Origin of the sequence: Lachnoanaerobaculum saburreum DSM 3986 (assembly GCF_000185385.1) — a bacterium.
Lineage (GTDB): Bacteria > Bacillota > Clostridia > Lachnospirales > Lachnospiraceae > Lachnoanaerobaculum > Lachnoanaerobaculum saburreum.
On record NZ_GL622296.1, the window covers coordinates 2,861,792 to 2,881,734 of the forward strand.

Consider the following 19,943-nt stretch of genomic DNA (forward strand, 5'->3'; position numbering starts at 1 on the left):
GTTTGGCAAAAAGCAATCACTTAACTATATCGCCTTTATTTACCTTTGTTGTCAATGTTATTATAATAAGCAATGTAATACCTGTAATGACATCTTGTATTGCAGTCGGTGCGCCTAATGCAATAAAACCGAAGAATATAATATTGATTACAAACTCTCCTATAATAATTGCCTGCAAAGGCATTCCGTATTTTTTAAAAGCCAATCCAAAGAAACATCCCATTGTAGGTATAAAGTTTCTGCTCATAGATGCCATACCGGTTACAGCCACCATAGATGAGCCGTAGCTTATTGTAAGTATTGACATAATTCCTAAAAATGCACCTGAAATAATAAATGCCGCCACTTTATATTTCTTTATATTGATACCCATATTTTTAGCTACAAACTCATTACTTCCTATTGCATATGTGTATGTACCTATTTTAGTATAATTTAATATTAAATATGCTGTTGCAAAGGCTGTTAAAGCCAATATAATGTCTCCCGGCATACGTCCGAAAATTCTCAGTTCAGATGATAATGTTTGCTCAACTCCACCTGATATATAATTGGCAACCGACTCATATATAAGTGCCAATCCGGTAGTTACTATCATTGACGGTATTCTCAAATTTACATATAAAAAACCGTTTAAAATACCTACTATAGTTCCTGTTATTATACATCCAAGTATTAATCCTATATATCCCATTCCGAACTTCCCTGCAAATACACTTCCCACTATTGCAGAAAGCATGATATTTGCACCTATCGAAAAGTCAAACATGCCCATTACCATAACAAAGTAGAATCCTACCGCACCCACCGTCGCTATCAGACTTGCCTGAAAATAACTTAGTAAATTACCGGGTGACCCGAAATTTTTCGGTGTAAGAATCTTAAATACTGCCCATGATAATATTACTAAAAAAACAAGTATGATATACCCTAAGACCTTTGCAGATACTACTTTTTTATTCTTTATCGCTGTAATAAAATCCATTCTACAATCCTTTTCTTCACTTTTAAAATAGCTGCCGTATAAACTACAGCAGCCACACCTTATAATGTAATCTGATTTTTAAATGTCCTTTTTAAACCGTCTACTTTGATCTTTCCATAGCGTCCTGTATAGACAACTTGGATGCAGCTTCCTTTAATTTATCCAAACTAAGTTGTGATATACTGACAAGTTCATCTTTAGTATATGGAAGTTTATCTACGAAGTACTTTTCATAATCTGCATAGTCTTCCGGTGATGAAACATATAAATATGGGAATTGCACATCTTCAAATTTTCCTTCAATACCTGTATAATTTCCCTTTATTGCATTGTAAACCATCATAAATGAAAATAAAGGATCACAGTAATGTCCGCCTGATTCACCTGCCATAGAACCGTTTTTAAGTCTCTCACCGAGATCAGGCAAAAAATCTGTTGAAACTATATCTATATCTTTAGTCTTACCGGCTCTCTCAACTGCCGCTATAGCACCTTGTAAAGGATCACCTCCACCTCCGGCAGGTATAAGCGCATCTAAGCCCGGATCCGCCGCCATCAGTGCTTCCGCCGCCTTTGATCCGCCTTCAGAAGATGTTCCGGCATACTGCGGTTCGGATAATTTGGCTTGATCATCAGGATGATCCTTATTCCACTTTTCTACTCCGGCTTTGTAACCTTCCCATCTTCCAAGCCATGTAGCATCACCTTGCTCCCATCCGATAAGACCTATATTTCTATCCCCCTTATTAAGCAAAATCTCAACCAATTTCTCACCGTTTTCAGGCTCGTTCTCATGAACCGCTCCGATATAATAAGGTGAATCTGTTGCCAACTTATAAATATCGGCATTTTTATCCTTATCTATTATCCTAAAAAACTGTGAAAGGTATACCTTGTTATCATTTGCGGTTTTTATAGCTGATGTCATCTCCGTATCTGAAGAATTACATATTATGATTCCCTGACATCCGGCAGCTACAAGTTGCTCTACAGATGAGGTCACTTTCTCCGAAACATGCCCCTGATCTACATACTGTATCTGCACTCCTAAAGCATCCGCCGCCTCATCAAGTATCCTCTTACACTGTGATCCGAGCACATCGGTTGATGACCATATTGAAACTCCGATCTTGATATCCTTATTATCAATTGTCTTTGCTTCCTTTGTATCCTCCGCCGCACTGCTTTTGCTTGTGTCCGTATTGTCTGTTCCACTACCACATGCTGCCAATGGAAATGCCATAGCCGCTACCATACCGACTGCTACAATCTTTTTAATTACCTTTTTCATTTTTCCTCCTAAAAATACACGAAATATTATGTTCTTATAGTAGTACAATATATCTTATTTAACAATGTACTACATCTTTTTTAACTCTCTAAGTTGTATTAAAAAAGCACAGTCCAAATACCCTAAGTGATTAAATAATTAATTAATTCACAAAAAATATATAATTATATATGTAATATCAAGTATATTACTCTTAAAATACAAAAAATCTCCAATACTATATTCTTGAAAATAATAATTAGAGATTTTTAATAATACAACTTTTAGATTAGCTAAAAATGTATGGTATTCTGTTTTAATATTTGCAGGCTTAACGAAGAGATGTTTAATAATCAGTTTACACACAAAAAAGGCATGTGAAAAATGAAATACCATTTCCCACACGCCCTTTTATATTATTTGGATATTATAACATTTTAAGCTTTATAATATTATCTTCTTCTTCTTCCACCGAAAAAGCCACCAAAGCTTGAACCAACTGAGCTGCCTGCACTTGAACCTGCTGAGCTTCCTGCACTTGAGCCTTTTGAGCTACCTGTACTTGAACCTGTTGAGCTTCCTGTGCTTGAACCTGTTGAGCTACCTACACTTGAACCACCTGTTGAACTACCTGTGCTTGAACCCTTTGAGCTTCCTGTACTTGAACCCTTTGAACTGCCTGTGCTTGAACCTGTTGAACTACCTGTTCCCGGCTTTGAAGAACTATCTGCATTCTGATTTACTAAGATGTTTCCGTTTCCTGCATCCTTACCTGCATTGAACTGATCCCAAAGAAGATCCATTGAAAGCTGGATTCCCTTACCCTGGCTTAACTTATCATCATTATCTTTTCTGTCCTCTACAGTACCTGTTGTGAACTTACCTTCTGCATCAGGATCCATAGCAACACCTACGAACATATCAAGTCTCTGATCTGAAGCAGGAGCACACTTGATAACATTGTTCTGTAATGCTGCCTTTACATCTGCATCATTTAATGCTGACAATCTTACGAAGTCAACACCGCCAACCTTGAAGAACTTGCTTGAATCAACACCGTTGTCTGCAAGTGCCTTAGCAAGCTTAAATGTAGGCTCGTTACCTGTCTTGTTAGGCTCATACTGCTCTCTGTGAAGGAATACTGCAACACCGATCATCTCATCAAGGTTACCTGACTCTTTTCCACCGTCAAGATTCTTTGACTCAAACTTGATATTGCTAAGCTTAGCTGCTATATCACCGACATTTACAATATCTGAACGGAATGCCTGAGCATATCCAGGATACATATTGTCAACTGTCAATACAACCTTACCGCTTGCATCTGTAACAGCCTTCTTATAAGCTCTTCCGATATCCTTTGTTAATTTTTCCTTATCCTTTAACTCAGCGTTAAAGTCAACATTATTGCTGCCCTTAGCTCTCTCCTTATAAGCATCAATGCTACCAGGCTTAGCTATAATGTTGTAATCGCTTGCTCCTCTTAAGAAGAACTGATCACCAACATATGAATTGTCGCCGATACCGTCTACTATAGACCATCCGGCACCCTTGTTTGTCTCATCTCCATACTGTCCATACAGTCCTAAGTCAACAAACTTAACACCGAAATCTCCTGTTGTAGCCTTGGTTGTTACATTAAGTGAATCTGTCCAATAAGCGTATGCTGTACCTGATAATACCAAACCTAATGCTACAACACCGCCAACTAATGTGTTTCTTCTTGATCGTCTCATTTTTTCCTCCTGAGAATTTAATTAATAATATAAATTGTGAGTCATTACACACAATTTCTGAAAAACTTGTTTTTGTCTTTCGTGTGGGACAAGTATACATCATTCATATAACTATAAAAACACCCTCAAGTCATATTTTGAGCTACTACTAAAGTAGTACATTATGTCTTATTCCGTATCTTGCTGTCAGAAATGTATATAAAATCTTTTGATTTTTATTTTGCCGACAATGCAGCCATTGTTATATAGTTGTATGGTTGGTTGAAATGTGGAAGGAAGAATATATCAAGCAGTTTTAACTTGTCTATAGTCACCTTTTCCTGTATTGCAAGTGAGAACATATGTATACCCATTGACATATCATATGTGGATGCCATCTGTGCACCTACTATCACTCTTGTTTTTGCATCATATACTATCTTCAGTTTTACCTTAGGATTGGTTGTTTCTATAAAGGTTGCCTTTTGCAAGTCTTCATATGAAGTAGAAAGCACATCCATACCAAGTTGCTTTGCCTTCTGCTCGCTAAGACCGGTAGATACCAACTTTAAGTCATAGATTGAAATAGCATTTGAACCCTGAACTCCTATGGTTTCAAGCTTCTTACCACAGGCATTGTATGCGGCTATAATACCCGAACGTACAGCATTGGTTGCAAGTGCAATATATGACTTCTCCCCTGTAGCGTTGAAAAGCACACTTGCACAATCTCCTATTGCATAGACATCCTTTATGCTTGTCTGCTGAGTGCTGTCTACTATATATGCACCGTTTTGCATTGTTTCAAGACGACCTTTTCCAAGCTCTGTATTCGGTCTGAATCCTATAGCAAGTATTACCATATCACATGGATATTCATTCTTATCTGTGACAATTGCCTCTACTTTGCCTTTACCCTTTATTTCCTTTACAGCCTCATCAAAAGCAAGTTTGATTCCGTGATCTGAAAGGTTCTTATCCATCATTGCACTGAACTCAGGATCATAGTAGCTTGAAAGTGAAGTTTTTGCAATATCCACCAATATCACTTTCTTATGATGTCTTTCAAATGCCTCTGCAAGCTCCACTCCTATATATCCTGCACCTACCACCGCAATTGTCTTTATATCAGGATTTTTAAGTTTTTCTATTACTTCCTCAGCATTTTGAAAAAGCTTTACCAACTGAACATTCTCTAAATCTCTGCCCGGTATAGGCGGTACTATGGGAAGTGAACCTGTAGCAAGTATCAACTTGTCATAACTCTCTTCTGATTTTGTACCGTCTTCCAATGTTGCACTTACAATTTTTTTATCAAAGTCGATATTTTCAACTTTACTGTTCATATTTACCTTTGCACCCTGTGATTCAAGCTTTGCCTTATCTGAATAAAAAAGTCCGTCAGGTTTTGATATCTGACCGCCTATCCAAAGTGCCATACCGCAGCCTAAGAAACTTATATTTGAGTTCTGATCAAATACTACCACTTCATCTCCCTCATTAAATCCTGTAATTGTATTGATTGCACAAGTACCGGCATGATTTGCTCCAACTACTACTATTTTGCTCATATTTCCTCCAAAATATATTTTAAATATTTATTTTTGATTTACTATACAGTCTTTTATAAAAACTATGTTCTACTTCAAAAATCTGATTGTACTCTATTGGATTGTACTATGTTTTATCTTTTAAAACAAGCCTTTTTAAAATATATTTAATATCAAAAAGAGCCGTTACAATAGAATAATCTTTGTAACGGCCCCCTTTATTTATAGACTACCGAACAGCACCGGAAGACCTAAGCTTATCATCGGTATAAATGTTATCAATAAAAGTGTAATTATCATGCAAAGATAAAACGGCAAGGTTGCCTTTACCACCTTTTCCATCGGCAACTTAGCCACAGCGGAACCGATAAACAGTACTCCGCCGACAGGTGGTGTAAGCAGTCCGATACCGCAGTTTAGAATTACCATTATACCGAATTGTATCGGCCCGATTCCTATAGAATTTGCTATAGGAAGAAGTATCGGTGTGGCAATAAGTATAATCGGTGCCATATCCATTATACATCCGAGTATCAGCAAAATAAGATTAAGCAAAAGTGCCAGAATTATCGGATTGCTTGTAAATCCTGTTATAGCGCTTGCCGCCATATCCGGCACATGAAGTGTTGTAAGGCAATATCCGAAGATACTTGATGTTGAGATAAGAATAAGCACTATTGACAATGTATTTACACACTCCTCAAGTGTCTTCCATACACCTTTCCAATCAAGTCCTTTGTATATGAATACGCTGACAATAAGACTGTAGATAACCGCTATAGCGGCCGACTCTGTAGCTGTAAAGACTCCGCCTACCACACCTACCACCACTATAAGTACTGCCGCCAATGCCCAAAATGACACACTAAGCTGTTTTAGAAGTACCTTTATTGAGAATTTATCACCTTTCGGATATTTCTTTCTTACTGAGATGATATATGAACCGACCATCAGTGATACTGCAAGCAATGCACCCGGTATATATCCTGCTAAAAATAAGCTTCCTACAGATACTCCGCCTGCTGTGGTGGCATAGATTACCATATTATGTGACGGCGGTACCAAAAGTCCCTCACATGATGATGTGATTGTTACCGCTGTTGAAAAATCCGCATCATATCCCTGGTCTACCATCATAGGTATAAGTATTGAACCGAGAGATGCCGTATCTGCCGAAGCCGAACCTGAAATACCTCCGAAGAAATATGAAGCTACGATATTTACCATTGCCATACCGCCACGCATCCAGCCTACACAGGCATTTGCCAGTGCAATGAGCTTTTCCGAAATACCTCCGCTGCCCATCAAGCAACCCATTGTGATAAAGAAAGGCACCGCCATAAGTGAAAATGATGATATACCCTTAACCATCTGCTGACATATGGTAGATAAAGGCTGTCCCTGAGCCAAAAGGCAAAGCAGTGATGAAAGTGCTACCGCATAAGCAATAGGAAAGCGTAAAAATATCATTACAAAAAAACTGATAAGCAATATAGCTATTGCAACCCCTGCACTCATGCCTTTGCCTCCTGTACATCTTCATTCAAACAAACAGCCTTGATATGATTATAAAGTGCCTCAAGTTCAAATATAACCATTGCAACTCCTGCTAAAGGTACAGGAAAATACTGCCAAAACTTTGAAAGTCCCGGCATACTTACATATGTACCCTTTGCACCTATCTTCACAGCATAGCTCCATCCTACAACTATCATAACTATCGCAAGTATAAGTACCGCCAAATCCGATAATATATCTAAAAATCTTACCAACTTCTTCGGCAAGTATGTGTCAAATGCGGTCATTCTTATATGTGCACCTCTTCTTATGGCAAGTGCTGCGGAAAGTACCGCCATATATGCCATAAATGTAAGTACTGTTTCCTCACTCCAGGCAGGATCCGGTATAAATGAAATATATCTTCCTGCAACCGACATAGTCGTAATTGCTATATCTCCAATCAATAAAATCTTACATAGGAACAGAACAAACTTATATGTCGCATCATATGCAGGTTTTATTCTGTCTACAGTCTTAAAAAAATCTGACATATCCACCTCCATTCTGTCAACAAACCTCCCCGAAAGTTCCCAACAGGCAGTTTATTATTTATCTAAATCAAGTATCTTCTGATATAGTTCTTTTTGATCTGCGGTATATTTTTCTACAACTCCCTTTGTTGCCTCTCTCCAAGGTGATTTGTCAGCCACTTCTACAACATTTACCTTATTTGCCTTAAGTTCTTCCAATACCTTGTCCTCAGCCTTTTGTGCAATCTCTCTGTTTACCTGACCTACATACTTTCCCGCTTCAACCAGTACATCCTGCTGCTCCTTTGTAAGTTTGTCCCAAGCCGCATCTGTGATAACTACCTGGAACGCTCCGAGAGTATGTCCATCAAGTATAATATTCGGTGCCACCTCGGGGAAGGCATTTGACTTATAGTTTGTAATCGGCTGCTCCGCACCGTCTACGACACCTGTCTGAAGTGCTGAGTAAAGCTCATTAAATGCAACTACTGTCGGTGATGCTCCCAGACCCTCAACCATACCGTTCATAATAGGATCATTTGACACTCTAAGCTTCATTCCCTTAAGGTCTTCCACCTTGGTCACAGGATTCTTTGTAAAGAAATGTCTGAAACCTTCTTCTCCATAGTATAGGCTTTTAATACCGAGGTTAAGATCTGATGTTTCCTGTAAAAATTCCTTTGAAAGGTCACTGTCTACAAATTTCCAGAAATGTTCTCTTGAGTTGAAAGTATATGGCATTGAAAGAAGTGAGGCCTTCTTTGCACCATAGCTTGTAAGAGCAAATGCCGATATTCTTGACATATCCACTGTACCGGTTCCGCCAAGCATTCCGTCAAGCACATCATTTTCCGAACCGAGTACACCGCTTGCCTGTATATCAATATGAATCTTTCCGCCTGAAAGCTCTTCCACTTTCTCTTTGAATGCGGTTCCGCTCTGTCCCACAATTGTATCAAGCGGGTTTACCTCCGCATATACCAAAGTTACCTCAACACCGTCAGACTTACTGTCCGCTTTACTCTCCGCTTTACTCTCCGTTTTACTATCAGCCTTTGAATCAGTACTCTCTTTAGTATTTGTAGCTGATGTAGATGTCATCTCTGGACTCTTCATAGTGCATCCTGCCAGTGTCGATACCGTTAATGTAGCTAATGCTATCGCTAAAAATTTCTTTTTCATATTTCCTCCGAAAATAAATACTAAGGCCAACTCACATAGCCTCAAAACCTTATATGGATATTTTATATTTAAGGAAATATTATTTAAATAGTAATATTTTAATAAAACAAGTAAATTTTTAATCTAGCCTTTATGTTTTCCTCTATACTCTGACGGGCTCATTCCTGTTGACCTTTTAAACACCTTTGTAAAGTAATTTGAGTCCGCATATCCCACACTTTTCCCGACTTCTTTTATATTAAAACTTACATCTTTTAACAGTTCTTTCGCTCTGTTTATTCTAAGTCCGGTCAGATAGTTGATAAAGTTATCATCAAAGAGTTGTTTGAACACTTTGGAAAAATACACATCCGAATACCCAAGTATACTTGCAACATCTTTTGCACTTATATCCTTTTTATAATTCTTATCTATATAATCTTTTATTACATCTTTTTGAGAATATATAATATCGTCCGTTTTTTGTGACTTTTTTACATTTTCCATTGCCACATGTATAAGTTCATAAAGTTTCTCCTCTTTCCATGGCTTTAACAGATAGTCAAACGCCTTGATATGCATTGCCTCTATAGCATAGTCAAACCTGTCATATGCCGTTATAAATATGATAATACACTCCACATACTTTTCTTTTATATACTTTGCAAGCTCAATACCGTTCATTCCGGGCATTTCAATATCTAAAAGTGCTATATCCGGCTTCACCTCGTCACAGATCTGTACCGCATTTCTGCCGTTGCCTGCAACGAAAATTTTAAGCTCATCTATAAAATATTTTTTTATAGTCTTTTCAAGTACTCTAAGTTCCAAATTCTCATCATCTGCTATCAGTAAATTCATATCTCCTCCACAATTAAATGCTTATCTGCGGTATCATAAAATAAACCACGGTCATCTTACCTTCTTTAGAATAAATCCTTAAATCTCCGGTCTTATAAATATTCTTGATACGCTTATATATATTCCCGAAGCCGATGCCTATCTTGGCGGTAGACCTCTTTTTCATAAAATCACGAAGCTCAAATAATCTCTCCTTTCTCATACCTACTCCGGTGTCGGCCACTATTATATGCAGCATATAATCCCTTTCCCATACTCTTATTACAACCTTTCCGCCCTCCTCCTTCTTTGATATACCATGCACTATGGCATTCTCAACTATCGGTTGCAATGAAAAAGAAGGGATATACACCTTATCATTTTCTACCTTTGAAACTATCTCATATGATATTCTGTCACCAAAACGCATCTTTTGTATATACATATAGTCCTTTACTATACTAAGCTCTCTTTCAAGGCTTACCTGCTTCTCATCAGTCTTTAGACTGTAACGAAAGATATTCCCCAATGCTCTTATCATATCCTCAGTGTCCTTGGCATCTTCAAGGTTTGCGGATGCCGCTATAATATTTAATGTATTAAATAAAAAATGCGGATTTATCTGACTTTTCAACAAGTCGAACCTTGCCTCATTTAACCTCTTTTCCATCTTCATCTTTTCCATAGCTTCCTTATGAAGCAACTCTGAAAGCTCATATCTTTCCTCAAGGCCTGTAATATATCCTGCCGTGGCATGCTTCATCTTATTGAAAGCATTGACCAAATCCCCCATCTCATCCTTATTTTTGACCACAATATCTTTATCAAAAAATATGTTCTTTGCAATATTCTTTGATATTTCCACCATCTTGTTTATAGGTGAGAGTATCAATGCCTGTAACCTGATTGCCATATATATTATCCACACTATAATGGGAATCAACACAATACCTATAATAAAAGGTAATCTCTTAAAAAATTTTGCCTGTTTTTGATAAATCTCATTATTTTCACTTAAGGTAATATCCATCAGTCTTTCGCCATAACTTATCAGATAGTCCTGCATCTCATATATGTCATAGACCTTTTCTATAAAATCCTTTGCATCATAGTCTGAGTCTATAATTTCCCGCCTTTTGCCTGCATATACAGGGTAGCTGTTTTTTATACTCCAAACCCTTGAATACCTCTCCTTATCCATATATCTTATGTCAAGCGGCAGCTTATCCACTATCTCATCTGTTTTCTTACAGCTCTTTAACAGTTCTTCCTTGTTGTCTCTATTTCTTATATAATAGACAAACTGTGACTTCTCAACGCTCAATGCATCCTGTAGCTCATAGCAAACGGAAATTTCTCTAAGTATCTCACCGAATCCTGAAGATGTATACTCAACCACAAAGAAGTCAAAGCAGATATCCACAATAAGTGCCGTAATTACAGCAATTATGAAAATACCTATTTTATATTTTATAGATTGATTAAAAATTTTTCTTTTCATATTCCGCCATCCTAAATCTATATATAAGAAAAGGATACTACAGAAAAATAAATTCTTCTATAGTATCCCCACAACAAAGCTGCATCATAGTTATATCTCTAATATATTTGAAAGTAAAAATCCAAACAGAGTACTTCTTTGGTATCTGTTAAAATCTCTGTAAGAAATCTTATACCTTCTTCCCCATGATGAAATATAAAAAAACGTATCTCCATCCTCATCTTTACAATCATATATCAGCACATAATGTGAACAGAGCTTTATTGTATTGCCGCTATCTATATCAAGAGCATCCACTCCCATGTTTTTAATTAGAAAGCTTGGCCCCACACCAAGTATTACAGGTCTTCCGTTTTGCAAACTCTTTTTTACCTTGTGTATTATATTAAGGCTGTGACCCCATCTCGCCTTCATCTTTATATGATTATCTGAAAAATATCTGTTTATACCGTTTGCAAGTGCAAAACCTGTAAGCCCCTTTATAAAGACATTATTCAGTATGCACAAATATTTCTTATAAATACTCAGTACAAATGAAATAAATGTATCCTTACTTATCTCATATCCGCTTCTGTATTCCGATCTGAAAAAACAAAGTAAAAAATTACATACAGCCACTATACCGCAGCCGTACTTAGATATATCCTTATACCCAAGCGGCAAAAACCAGTTTTGATTGCCGCCTATATATATTATATTTTTGTCTTTGATAATAAGCTCTTTTTCCATCCGCTTACATGCTGTGAGATGCAAATACGGCATCCCCTTCCCAAAGCACTACTTTATTATTTTTCATGCTCCGCTTCACATCTATAAGTCTTTGATTTGAACTGCCTCTAAACCTAAGTGTGATATCATAAAGTTCTTCTACAAACTTTCCGTCAACTATCACATCAATATTGCTCAAAATATCCTGTGTGACCTCACAGTATGCTCTTCCTCCCGGTACCAGATCCACATCAAATGTGTATCCTGAATATATCCAAATGCTTTTAGTCGGAAATCTTTTTTTAAACTCCTCTATCAGCGGCAATATACCTCTTTGATTGACCTTTTCCATAGGTTCCCCCCCTAATATGGTCATACCGGATATATATTCAGGCTTAATTGAATCCAATATCTTTTCCATAGTATCATTCGTAAATGCTTTTCCATATTTGAAATCCCATGCCACCTCATTAAAGCAACCTTTACAGGCATGTGTACAGCCTGATACAAATAGTGATGTCCTTACTCCCGGTCCGTTCGCTATATCATCAAATTTTATATTTGCGTAGTTCATTATAAAATCTCTGCCATCTCCAAAAGAAGTTTCTTTGAATCTTCAAAGCCAAGGCATGGATCTGTGATTGATTTTCCGTATATATGCTCTTCTATTCTTTGATTTCCTTCTTCAATATAGCTCTCAATCATTACACCCTTTACAAAATTTTTAATCTCCTCAGAGTATCTCATTGAGTGCAACACTTCTTTTACAATACGTACCTGTTCTTTATACTTCTTATTTGAGTTGGAGTGATTTGCATCCACTATAACTGCCGGATTGACAATATCCCTTTCCAAGTATAAATCATGTAAGAGTTTCAAATCCTCATAGTGATAATTCGGCAGACACTGACCATGCTTGTTTACAGCACCGCGAAGTATTGCATGTGCAAGCGGATTGCCGTCAGTCTTTATCTCGTAGTTTCTGTATATGAACTCATGTGACTGCTGTGCCGCATAAATTGCATTAAGCATTACTGACATATCACCGCTTGTAGGATTTTTCATACCTACAGGAACATCTGCACCTGATGATGTAAGTCTGTGTTGCTGATTTTCTACAGATCTGGCACCTACTGCAATATAACTGAGTACATCATCTAAATATCCAAGATTGTCAGGATAAAGCATCTCATCCGCAGTAAACATTCCTGTCTCTTTAACTACTCTTAAATGCATCTTCCTGATAGCTATAAGTCCTTCATGTACATTCGGTTTTTTCTCAGGATTCGGTTGATGCAAAAGTCCCTTGTAACCGTCACCGTTTGTTCTCGGCTTATTGGTGTACACTCTCGGTATAACTGTTATCTTATCCTTTATCTCATCCGCTACCTTTGCAAGTCTCACAACATAGTCAAGTACCGAATCTTCATTATCTGCTGAGCAAGGTCCTATAATTGCCAAAAATTTATCGCTTTTTCCTGTGAAAATATCTGCGACAGTTTTGTCAAACTCTTTTTTTCTCTCCTTCAAATCATTTCTTAAAGGATATTCCGATATTATTTCCTCCGGACTTGGAAGATTGCTGATATATTTTATTCCCATAACTTCCTCTTTCTACATACATAGATGCTTTTATATAAATGCTTGGCACCCTGTACTTTTACAATGGTATAATTTGCTGTTGTTTTAAGCCATGTCGGTACTTACCGACACAAACTGTAATTCTAAACAGTATATAGTAATAAGAAAAATTTAGCAAGCTTGACCCTTTCAATTTACTTTGTTATACTTTTATGCAATTTATTAGATTAAGCTATAGAATAAGGATGGATGATATGAATTGTTATGAAGAACTTAAGGCCAGAGGGCTTATTGCTCAGGTCACAAATGAAGAAGAAATAAGCAAAATGATAAATAACGGTGAGGCCACATTCTATATAGGATTTGACCCTACGGCAGACAGCCTGCATGTAGGTCATTTTATGGCACTTTGTCTGATGAAAAGACTTCAGATGGCAGGAAACAAGCCTATAGCACTGGTCGGCGGCGGTACAGGTATGATCGGCGATCCTTCCGGCAGAAGCGACCTTAGAAAAGTTCTTACTATAGAAGATATTGATCACAACTGTGAATGTTTTAAAAAGCAGATGAGCCGATTTATCGAGTTTGGTGAAAACAAGGCAAGAATGGTAAACAATGCCGACTGGCTCAGAGATCTCAATTATATGGAATTTATTCGTGATATAGGTCCGCATTTTTCCGTCAATAATATGCTTAGAGCAAAGTGTTATGAAAATCGTATGGCAAACGGCCTTTCATTCCTTGAGTTTAACTATATGATACTTCAAAGCTATGACTTCTACAGACTTTTCCTTGACTATGGCTGTAATATGCAGTTCGGTGGTGACGATCAGTGGTCAAATATGCTCGGAGGTACAGAGCTTATCAGAAGAAAACTTGGTAAGGATGCACATGCTATGACCATCACTCTTTTACTAAACTCGGAAGGCAAGAAAATGGGTAAGACTGTGGGCGGTGCCGTTTGGCTTGATCCTAATAAGACCACTCCTTTTGAGTTCTACCAGTATTGGAGAAATCTTCCTGATGCCGATGTTCTCACCTGCCTTAGAATGCTTACCTTCCTGCCGCTTGAGCAGATAGAGGAAATGTCTTTATGGGAGGGTGCTAAGCTAAATGAAGCCAAAGAAATCCTTGCAATGCATCTTACAGAACTTGTACATGGCAAAGAAGAGGCTAAAAAGGCTAATGCTGCCGGTAAGTCTCTATTTACAGGCGGCGGTGATATGAGCAATGTTCCTACATACATTCTCCGTCCTGAGGATTACAGAGACGACACTATAGATCTTTCAGGTGTACTTGCGGTATGCGGACTTTCAAAGACAAGATCGGAAGCCAGAAGAAATATAGAGCAGGGCGGAGTATCTATAGAAGGTGAAGTTATAAAGGACATAAAGAAAACTTTCACAAAGGATGATTTTGCAGGTGAAGGACTGCTTATTAAGAGAGGTAAAAAGAATTTCTGTAAGGTAAAATCTGAATAAATTCCGCTATAACATCCTATCTCAACCCCTACAACATAAAAAGGAAGTATCCATGAAAGTGCATTTTGCCTTGCCCCTGATACTTCCTTTTTTATGTATTTTTTTATGATTTTAATTACAAATGTAATACTCTGTCCGCAATCTCCTGTGTTCTGCCCTGATTCCAGAACTGTGTTCCTATATAACCGCAGGTTCTTCTTGCCACATTGAGCTTACTCTGGTCTGTGTTTCCACATTTCGGGCATTTCCATACAAGTTTGCCCTTATCCTTTACAATCTTAATTTCACCGTCAAAACCGCATTCCTGACAGTAGTCCGACTTTGTATTCAGCTCCGCATACATGGTATTGTCATAGATAAATCCAAGCAGACTCATTACAGCCTCGAGATTGTCCTGCATATTCGGTACTTCCACATAGCTTATCGCACCACCCGGTGAAAGCTTTTGGAACTCACTCTCAAACTTAAGTTTTGTAAATGCATCAATGTCCTCAGATACATGTACATGGTAGCTGTTTGTAATATAATTCTTGTCTGTAATTCCCTCTATGATACCGAATCTCTTTTGAAGAGCCTTAGCAAACTTATATGTTGTAGACTCAAGCGGTGTACCGTATGGAGAGTAGTCTATATTCTCCGCTTTCTTCCACTCATTACACTTATCATTCATTTTCTGCATAACACTTAGTGCAAAAGGTTTTGAGGCGTCATCTGTATGGCTCTTTCCCGTCATATACTTTACACACTCATATAATCCGGCATATCCAAGACTTATTGTAGAGTAGCCGCCATATAAGAGCTTATCAATCGGCTCACCCTTTTTTAATCTGCCAAGTGCTCCATACTGCCAAAGTATAGGTGCCACATCTGAAGGAGTACCCTTTAGTCTCTCATGTCTTGCTCTTAACGCCCTGTGACAAAGCTCAAGTCTTTCATCAAATATGTTCCAAAACTTTGTAGTATCACCACCTGATGAAAGTGCCACATCAACAAGATTAATTGTAACAACACCCTGATTGAATCTTCCATAGTACTTTGCCTTACCGTTTTCATCCACATATGGTGTTAAAAAACTTCTGCACCCCATTGGAGTATAGCAATTGCCGTTGCCGTTTTTATCTACCTTATACTCAAACATCTTCTTCTCTGAAACATAGTCGGGTACAAGTCTCTTTGCAGTACATTTTGCAGCAAGCTTTGTAAGATGATAGTATCTGCTTCCCGGACGAACATTATCCTCCTCAAGCACATAAATAAGCTTAGGGAATGCAGGTGTCACCCAAACTCCACTCTCATTCTTTACACCCTGATATCTCTGTCTTATCATCTCTTCTATAATAAGTGCAAGGTCTTCTTTTTCCTGCTCATTCTTTGCTTCATTCAGATACATAAATACTGTAATGAAAGGAGCCTGACCGTTGGTAGTCATCAAAGTGACCACTTGATACTGTATTGTCTGTACACCCTTGGTGATTTCCTTACGAAGTCTGTTCTCTACGATTTCTTCTTTTCTCTCATTGGAAACACCCAAACCATACATCTCAGCTTCCACCTCATCACGGATCTTCTTTCGGCTTACATCTACAAAAGGTGCAAGATGAGTAAGTGAAATACTCTGTCCGCCATACTGGCTTGATGCCACCTGTGCAATAATCTGTGTGGCAATATTGCAGGCTGTTGAAAAGCTGTGCGGTTTCTCAATAAATGTACCTGAAATTACGGTACCGTTTTGAAGCATATCTTCAAGATTTACAAGATCGCAGTTATGCATATGCTGTGCAAAGTAATCCGCATCATGGAAGTGCAGTATTCCCACCTTATGCGCCTCTACCACCTCACTGTCAAGAAGTATTCTCTCTGTAAGATCCTTGGAAACTTCTCCCGCCATATAGTCTCTTTGTACTGACGCAACTGTAGGATTTTTATTGGAATTTTCCTGCTTTACTTCCTCATTGTCACATTCGATAAGTGATAAAATCTTGTCATCTGTGGTATTGTTTTTTCTCTTAATATTTTGAACATATCTATATGTAATGTATCTTCTTGCAACCTCGTAAGCATTCTCTCTCATAATGCCGTCCTCTACCATATCTTGGATTTCCTCCACACTCATGGCACGGTTCATGCTCCAACATTGGTTTTCTACAGTATTTGCAATGCGGTCTACCTGTGATTTCTTTAACTTATCATCTTCACCTACTACAGCATTGGCTTTATATATCGCTGCTATTATCTTTGATATATCAAAATCCACCTCTGCACCGCTTCTTTTTATGATTCTCATATCTGAATCCTTCCTAATATTTACTATATTACTATATATAATCTGCGATAAACTCGCAGTTGATTTTATTAGACCGGGCTGTTCAACTCTATAATAAACAAAGCCCTTTTGACTCCCTTTGCCTTACGAATTCATAGTATACACAATATATAGTGTCGGGTCAATCCGTGAATTACAATATACTGTGTTAGAACTTTCTATATGATTATTCAAAAAAATTATTGATATCTTCAAAACAAGAAATAAAAGTAATCTCCTTATAATTTTTGACCATAAAAAGTTTAACAAACCGGACTTCACTATTGTTTTTATCGGATTTGAAACTATTATACCTTGTATCCAAAATAATTATAAAAACAATCCGAATTACAGATAAGCAAAAAAACTCAAGGCATTTATTAAGCTTCAAATATATATACTGAATTTTATACTTGCAATATTATCTGTAAAATGCTATAAGATACTCAGTTTCACTTTTCAAAGATACTAATCAGATAACAGATAGTATATAGAAATATAAACTAATGAGGTGATTTATGAATATATATTTGTTAGTCGGAATAAAATTTATCTTGGGTATCCTTGTAATGATATTACAAATACATATACTGGGTAAATATGAATTCTCTATAAATACTCCTTTGAATCAGATACAAAACTATGTGCTTGGCGGTATTATAGGCGGTGTTATTTATAATACTTCCATATCTATCTTGACCTTTCTGATATTTATACTTGTCTGGTCACTGGTTGTCATCATTGTAAAGCTGATGATCAATATAAAGTTTATAAAATCTCTGGTTGTAGGAAACCCGGTTGTACTTATAAGAAACGGAGTTGTAAATGTTGCAAACTGTGCCAAAGTAGGACTTTCAGCCGAACAGCTTATGCTTCATATAAGAATGGAAGGGCTTACTTCTACAAAAGAGGTAAAGTCGGCAATTATGGAAACCAACGGCAAATTGACTATCATAGATATGCAATCCGCTACGCCGAAATTTCCTATTATTTCAAACGGTAAGTTAAATCAGGATATTCTGGAGCTTATAGGACATAATGAAACATGGCTTCTCACTTATATAAAGGAACAAGGTATAGAAAGCATACAGGATGTCTTTCTTGGTGAATATGTAAACGGTGAACTGTATATCACAGAATATCCGAAGGTTAAATAACTCCGCTTTGAAGTTTTATAATGTAAATAATTTTATAATATAAATAATATAGAAAGGAACAAATTATTTATGAATTTTTACACACTGGAATATTTAGTCAAAACCCAGTCAGCCGATTTGATTTTGCGTTCCGCCATCATTATCATACTTTTAGCGATTGTTATACTTACAAGCTTTAAGTTTATGAAAGACAGGATGAAAACAAGACTCAGAGATATCTCAATAGGTATTGTGGTTTTGACATTTATACTGCTTGGTATTCAGGTAGAACATTATACCCAAAACAATCGTGATTTTTCACAGTCTCATGTACTTTTGAAATTTATTGAAAGTGTTGCTACAGATAATAATATTTCACCGTATAATATTATGGTAAACTCCACAACTTTAAAGGATGGAATAATAGTAAGATACAATGATGAGGATTATACCGTACACCTGAATAATGACAATAACTCGTATACTTTAGAGCGTACACATGTAATAAATCATAATGTATATATCAATGGAGAAAAATAGATTATGAATATATATTTTTTAGTAGGAATTAAATTTATTTTAGGTATTTTGATAATGATTTTACAGATACATATTCTCGGTAAGCATGAATTTTCTGTAAATACTCCGTTAAATCAAATCCAAAACTATGTACTTGGCGGTATTATAGGCGGTGTTATTTACAATACATCCATATCCATCTTAACTTTTTTGATATTTATACTTGTATGGTCTCTTGTTGTTATTATCGTTAAGCTTATGATAAATATCGGTTTTATAAAATCGTTGGTTGTAGGTAATCCTATTACATTGGTAAAAAACGGCAAGGTCAATGTTGCCAACTGTGCCAAGGTGGGTATATCGGCAGAACAGCTTATGCTGACTATCAGAACCGAGGGTCTTGATTCAACTGAGGATATAAAATCCGCCATCATGGAGACCAACGGCAAACTGACTATCATAGATATGAAATCTTCCGCTCCGAAATTTCCACTTATATCAAACGGCAAAATAAATGAAGATATTTTAGAACTTATAGCGTTGCTCCCTCCGGCAAAAACTAAGCATAAAAAAGAACCCCTTAAGGTTCTTTTTTAGATTAAGAATAATTCTTTCAGGTATCTGATACCTGTCTCTGTTTTAAATATATTCTTCATCACATCTTCTATTGAAGACCTACTTAGATTCATCTCTTCCGCATTCACCAAGAAATCCGCTTCAAGCAGTATCTGCAAATCAATGCCGTCTACATCGGTATAGGTGTGATGATGTGCTATCATATAATCTATTCTGTCTACTACATCTGTATGCAGGTCTGTACCGGCAAAAAACTCTTTTATCATAGGAGATGACACCTCCTCCTGCTTTTTTCCGTCCGCACTGCCATACTTTGCTCTAAGTGACGGACAGGAGATATCATGTACTATAGCGGCCGTCTCCAAAGTCTTTTGAGTGTTTTCATCCAGATTCTCTCCAATTCCTATATTCCTTGCATAAGCCCATACCTTCAAAAAATGGTTTATATCTCTGAAGCTTCCATGACTTATTACAATCATCTTCTCCATTACTTCATTAACTGTCATATATTACCTCCCACATCAAATTTATATCATTATATCGCAAGTCAGTTTATTATAAAAATCTTTTTTTAATAAAAAGACTATC

The 19,943-nt window shown here is 37.0% G+C and carries 18 protein-coding genes; 4 read left to right on the forward strand and 14 right to left on the reverse strand.

The genetic code is table 11. From position 1 onward, the window contains the following. Positions 1-16: 16 nt before the first annotated feature. From HMPREF0381_RS13195 to HMPREF0381_RS13250, 12 genes are all read right to left on the reverse strand, one after another. Positions 17-985, reverse strand: coding sequence for an ABC transporter permease (locus tag HMPREF0381_RS13195; protein WP_008752509.1), 969 nt, complete (start codon positions 983-985; stop codon positions 17-19). 100 nt (positions 986-1,085) lie between these two features. Further along, positions 1,086-2,276, reverse strand: a complete 1,191-nt coding sequence (locus tag HMPREF0381_RS13200) for a sugar ABC transporter substrate-binding protein (protein WP_008752510.1) — start codon at positions 2,274-2,276, stop codon at positions 1,086-1,088. A gap of 431 nt (positions 2,277-2,707) precedes the next feature. Further along, positions 2,708-3,991, reverse strand: coding sequence for a SipW-dependent-type signal peptide-containing protein (locus HMPREF0381_RS13205; RefSeq protein ID WP_008752512.1), 1,284 nt, complete (start codon positions 3,989-3,991; stop codon positions 2,708-2,710). A 215-nt stretch (positions 3,992-4,206) separates the two neighbouring features. Next, positions 4,207-5,541: a H2O-forming NADH oxidase gene (gene nox, locus HMPREF0381_RS13210; protein ID WP_008752513.1), complete on the reverse strand. Its 1,335-nt coding sequence runs from the start codon at positions 5,539-5,541 to the stop codon at positions 4,207-4,209. 201 nt (positions 5,542-5,742) lie between these two features. After that, positions 5,743-7,038: a TRAP transporter large permease gene (locus tag HMPREF0381_RS13215; RefSeq protein WP_008752514.1), complete on the reverse strand. Its 1,296-nt coding sequence runs from the start codon at positions 7,036-7,038 to the stop codon at positions 5,743-5,745. Further along, positions 7,035-7,571, reverse strand: a complete 537-nt coding sequence (locus tag HMPREF0381_RS13220; protein WP_040461900.1) for a TRAP transporter small permease — start codon at positions 7,569-7,571, stop codon at positions 7,035-7,037. Before HMPREF0381_RS13220 ends, HMPREF0381_RS13215 begins: the two co-directional genes overlap by 4 nt. Before the next feature lie 54 nt (positions 7,572-7,625). After that, on the reverse strand, positions 7,626-8,732 hold the full coding sequence (locus HMPREF0381_RS13225) for a TRAP transporter substrate-binding protein (RefSeq protein WP_008752516.1): 1,107 nt from the start codon (positions 8,730-8,732) through the stop codon (positions 7,626-7,628). A 123-nt stretch (positions 8,733-8,855) separates the two neighbouring features. Beyond that, a complete protein-coding gene (locus HMPREF0381_RS13230) occupies positions 8,856-9,572 on the reverse strand; it encodes a response regulator transcription factor (protein WP_008752517.1) in 717 nt (238 codons plus the stop codon). Between the two features lie 13 nt (positions 9,573-9,585). Then, positions 9,586-11,052, reverse strand: coding sequence for a sensor histidine kinase (locus tag HMPREF0381_RS13235; protein WP_008752518.1), 1,467 nt, complete (start codon positions 11,050-11,052; stop codon positions 9,586-9,588). A gap of 90 nt (positions 11,053-11,142) precedes the next feature. Beyond that, the gene (locus HMPREF0381_RS13240) at positions 11,143-11,781 is read right to left on the reverse strand and encodes a hypothetical protein (protein WP_008752519.1); all 639 of its coding nucleotides are present in this window, start codon (positions 11,779-11,781) and stop codon (positions 11,143-11,145) included. 4 nt (positions 11,782-11,785) lie between these two features. Next, positions 11,786-12,334, reverse strand: coding sequence for an anaerobic ribonucleoside-triphosphate reductase activating protein (gene nrdG, locus HMPREF0381_RS13245; RefSeq protein WP_008752520.1), 549 nt, complete (start codon positions 12,332-12,334; stop codon positions 11,786-11,788). Continuing rightward, positions 12,334-13,362 carry a 3-deoxy-7-phosphoheptulonate synthase gene (locus HMPREF0381_RS13250; protein WP_008752521.1) on the reverse strand — a complete coding sequence of 343 codons (1,029 nt, stop codon included), beginning with the start codon at positions 13,360-13,362 and terminating at the stop codon, positions 12,334-12,336. Before HMPREF0381_RS13250 ends, nrdG begins: the two co-directional genes overlap by 1 nt. 233 nt (positions 13,363-13,595) lie before the next feature. On the opposite strand from HMPREF0381_RS13250, the gene tyrS reads away from it, so the two are divergent. Beyond that, the gene (gene tyrS, locus HMPREF0381_RS13255; protein ID WP_040461516.1) at positions 13,596-14,822 is read left to right on the forward strand and encodes a tyrosine--tRNA ligase; all 1,227 of its coding nucleotides are present in this window, start codon (positions 13,596-13,598) and stop codon (positions 14,820-14,822) included. Between the two features lie 115 nt (positions 14,823-14,937). Here the strand turns inward: tyrS and nrdD are convergent, their stop codons facing one another. Next, positions 14,938-17,106 (reverse strand): anaerobic ribonucleoside-triphosphate reductase, encoded by a 2,169-nt coding sequence (gene nrdD, locus HMPREF0381_RS13260; RefSeq protein WP_008752523.1) that lies wholly within the window; start codon positions 17,104-17,106, stop codon positions 14,938-14,940. A 536-nt stretch (positions 17,107-17,642) separates the two neighbouring features. Between nrdD and HMPREF0381_RS13265 the strand changes: the two genes are divergently transcribed. From HMPREF0381_RS13265 to HMPREF0381_RS13275, 3 genes are all read left to right on the forward strand, one after another. Beyond that, positions 17,643-18,281, forward strand: coding sequence for a DUF421 domain-containing protein (locus tag HMPREF0381_RS13265; RefSeq protein ID WP_008752524.1), 639 nt, complete (start codon positions 17,643-17,645; stop codon positions 18,279-18,281). A gap of 69 nt (positions 18,282-18,350) precedes the next feature. Continuing rightward, on the forward strand, positions 18,351-18,800 hold the full coding sequence (locus HMPREF0381_RS13270; RefSeq protein ID WP_008752525.1) for a DUF3290 family protein: 450 nt from the start codon (positions 18,351-18,353) through the stop codon (positions 18,798-18,800). Positions 18,801-18,803: 3 nt separating this feature from the next. Then, positions 18,804-19,376: a DUF421 domain-containing protein gene (locus HMPREF0381_RS13275; protein ID WP_008752526.1), complete on the forward strand. Its 573-nt coding sequence runs from the start codon at positions 18,804-18,806 to the stop codon at positions 19,374-19,376. Here the strand turns inward: HMPREF0381_RS13275 and HMPREF0381_RS13280 are convergent. Next, complete coding sequence (locus HMPREF0381_RS13280) at positions 19,373-19,861, reverse strand: HD domain-containing protein (protein ID WP_008752527.1); 489 nt, start codon at positions 19,859-19,861, stop codon at positions 19,373-19,375. The two genes, HMPREF0381_RS13275 and HMPREF0381_RS13280, sit on opposite strands and share 4 nt — an antisense overlap. Positions 19,862-19,943: the final 82 nt, after the last annotated feature.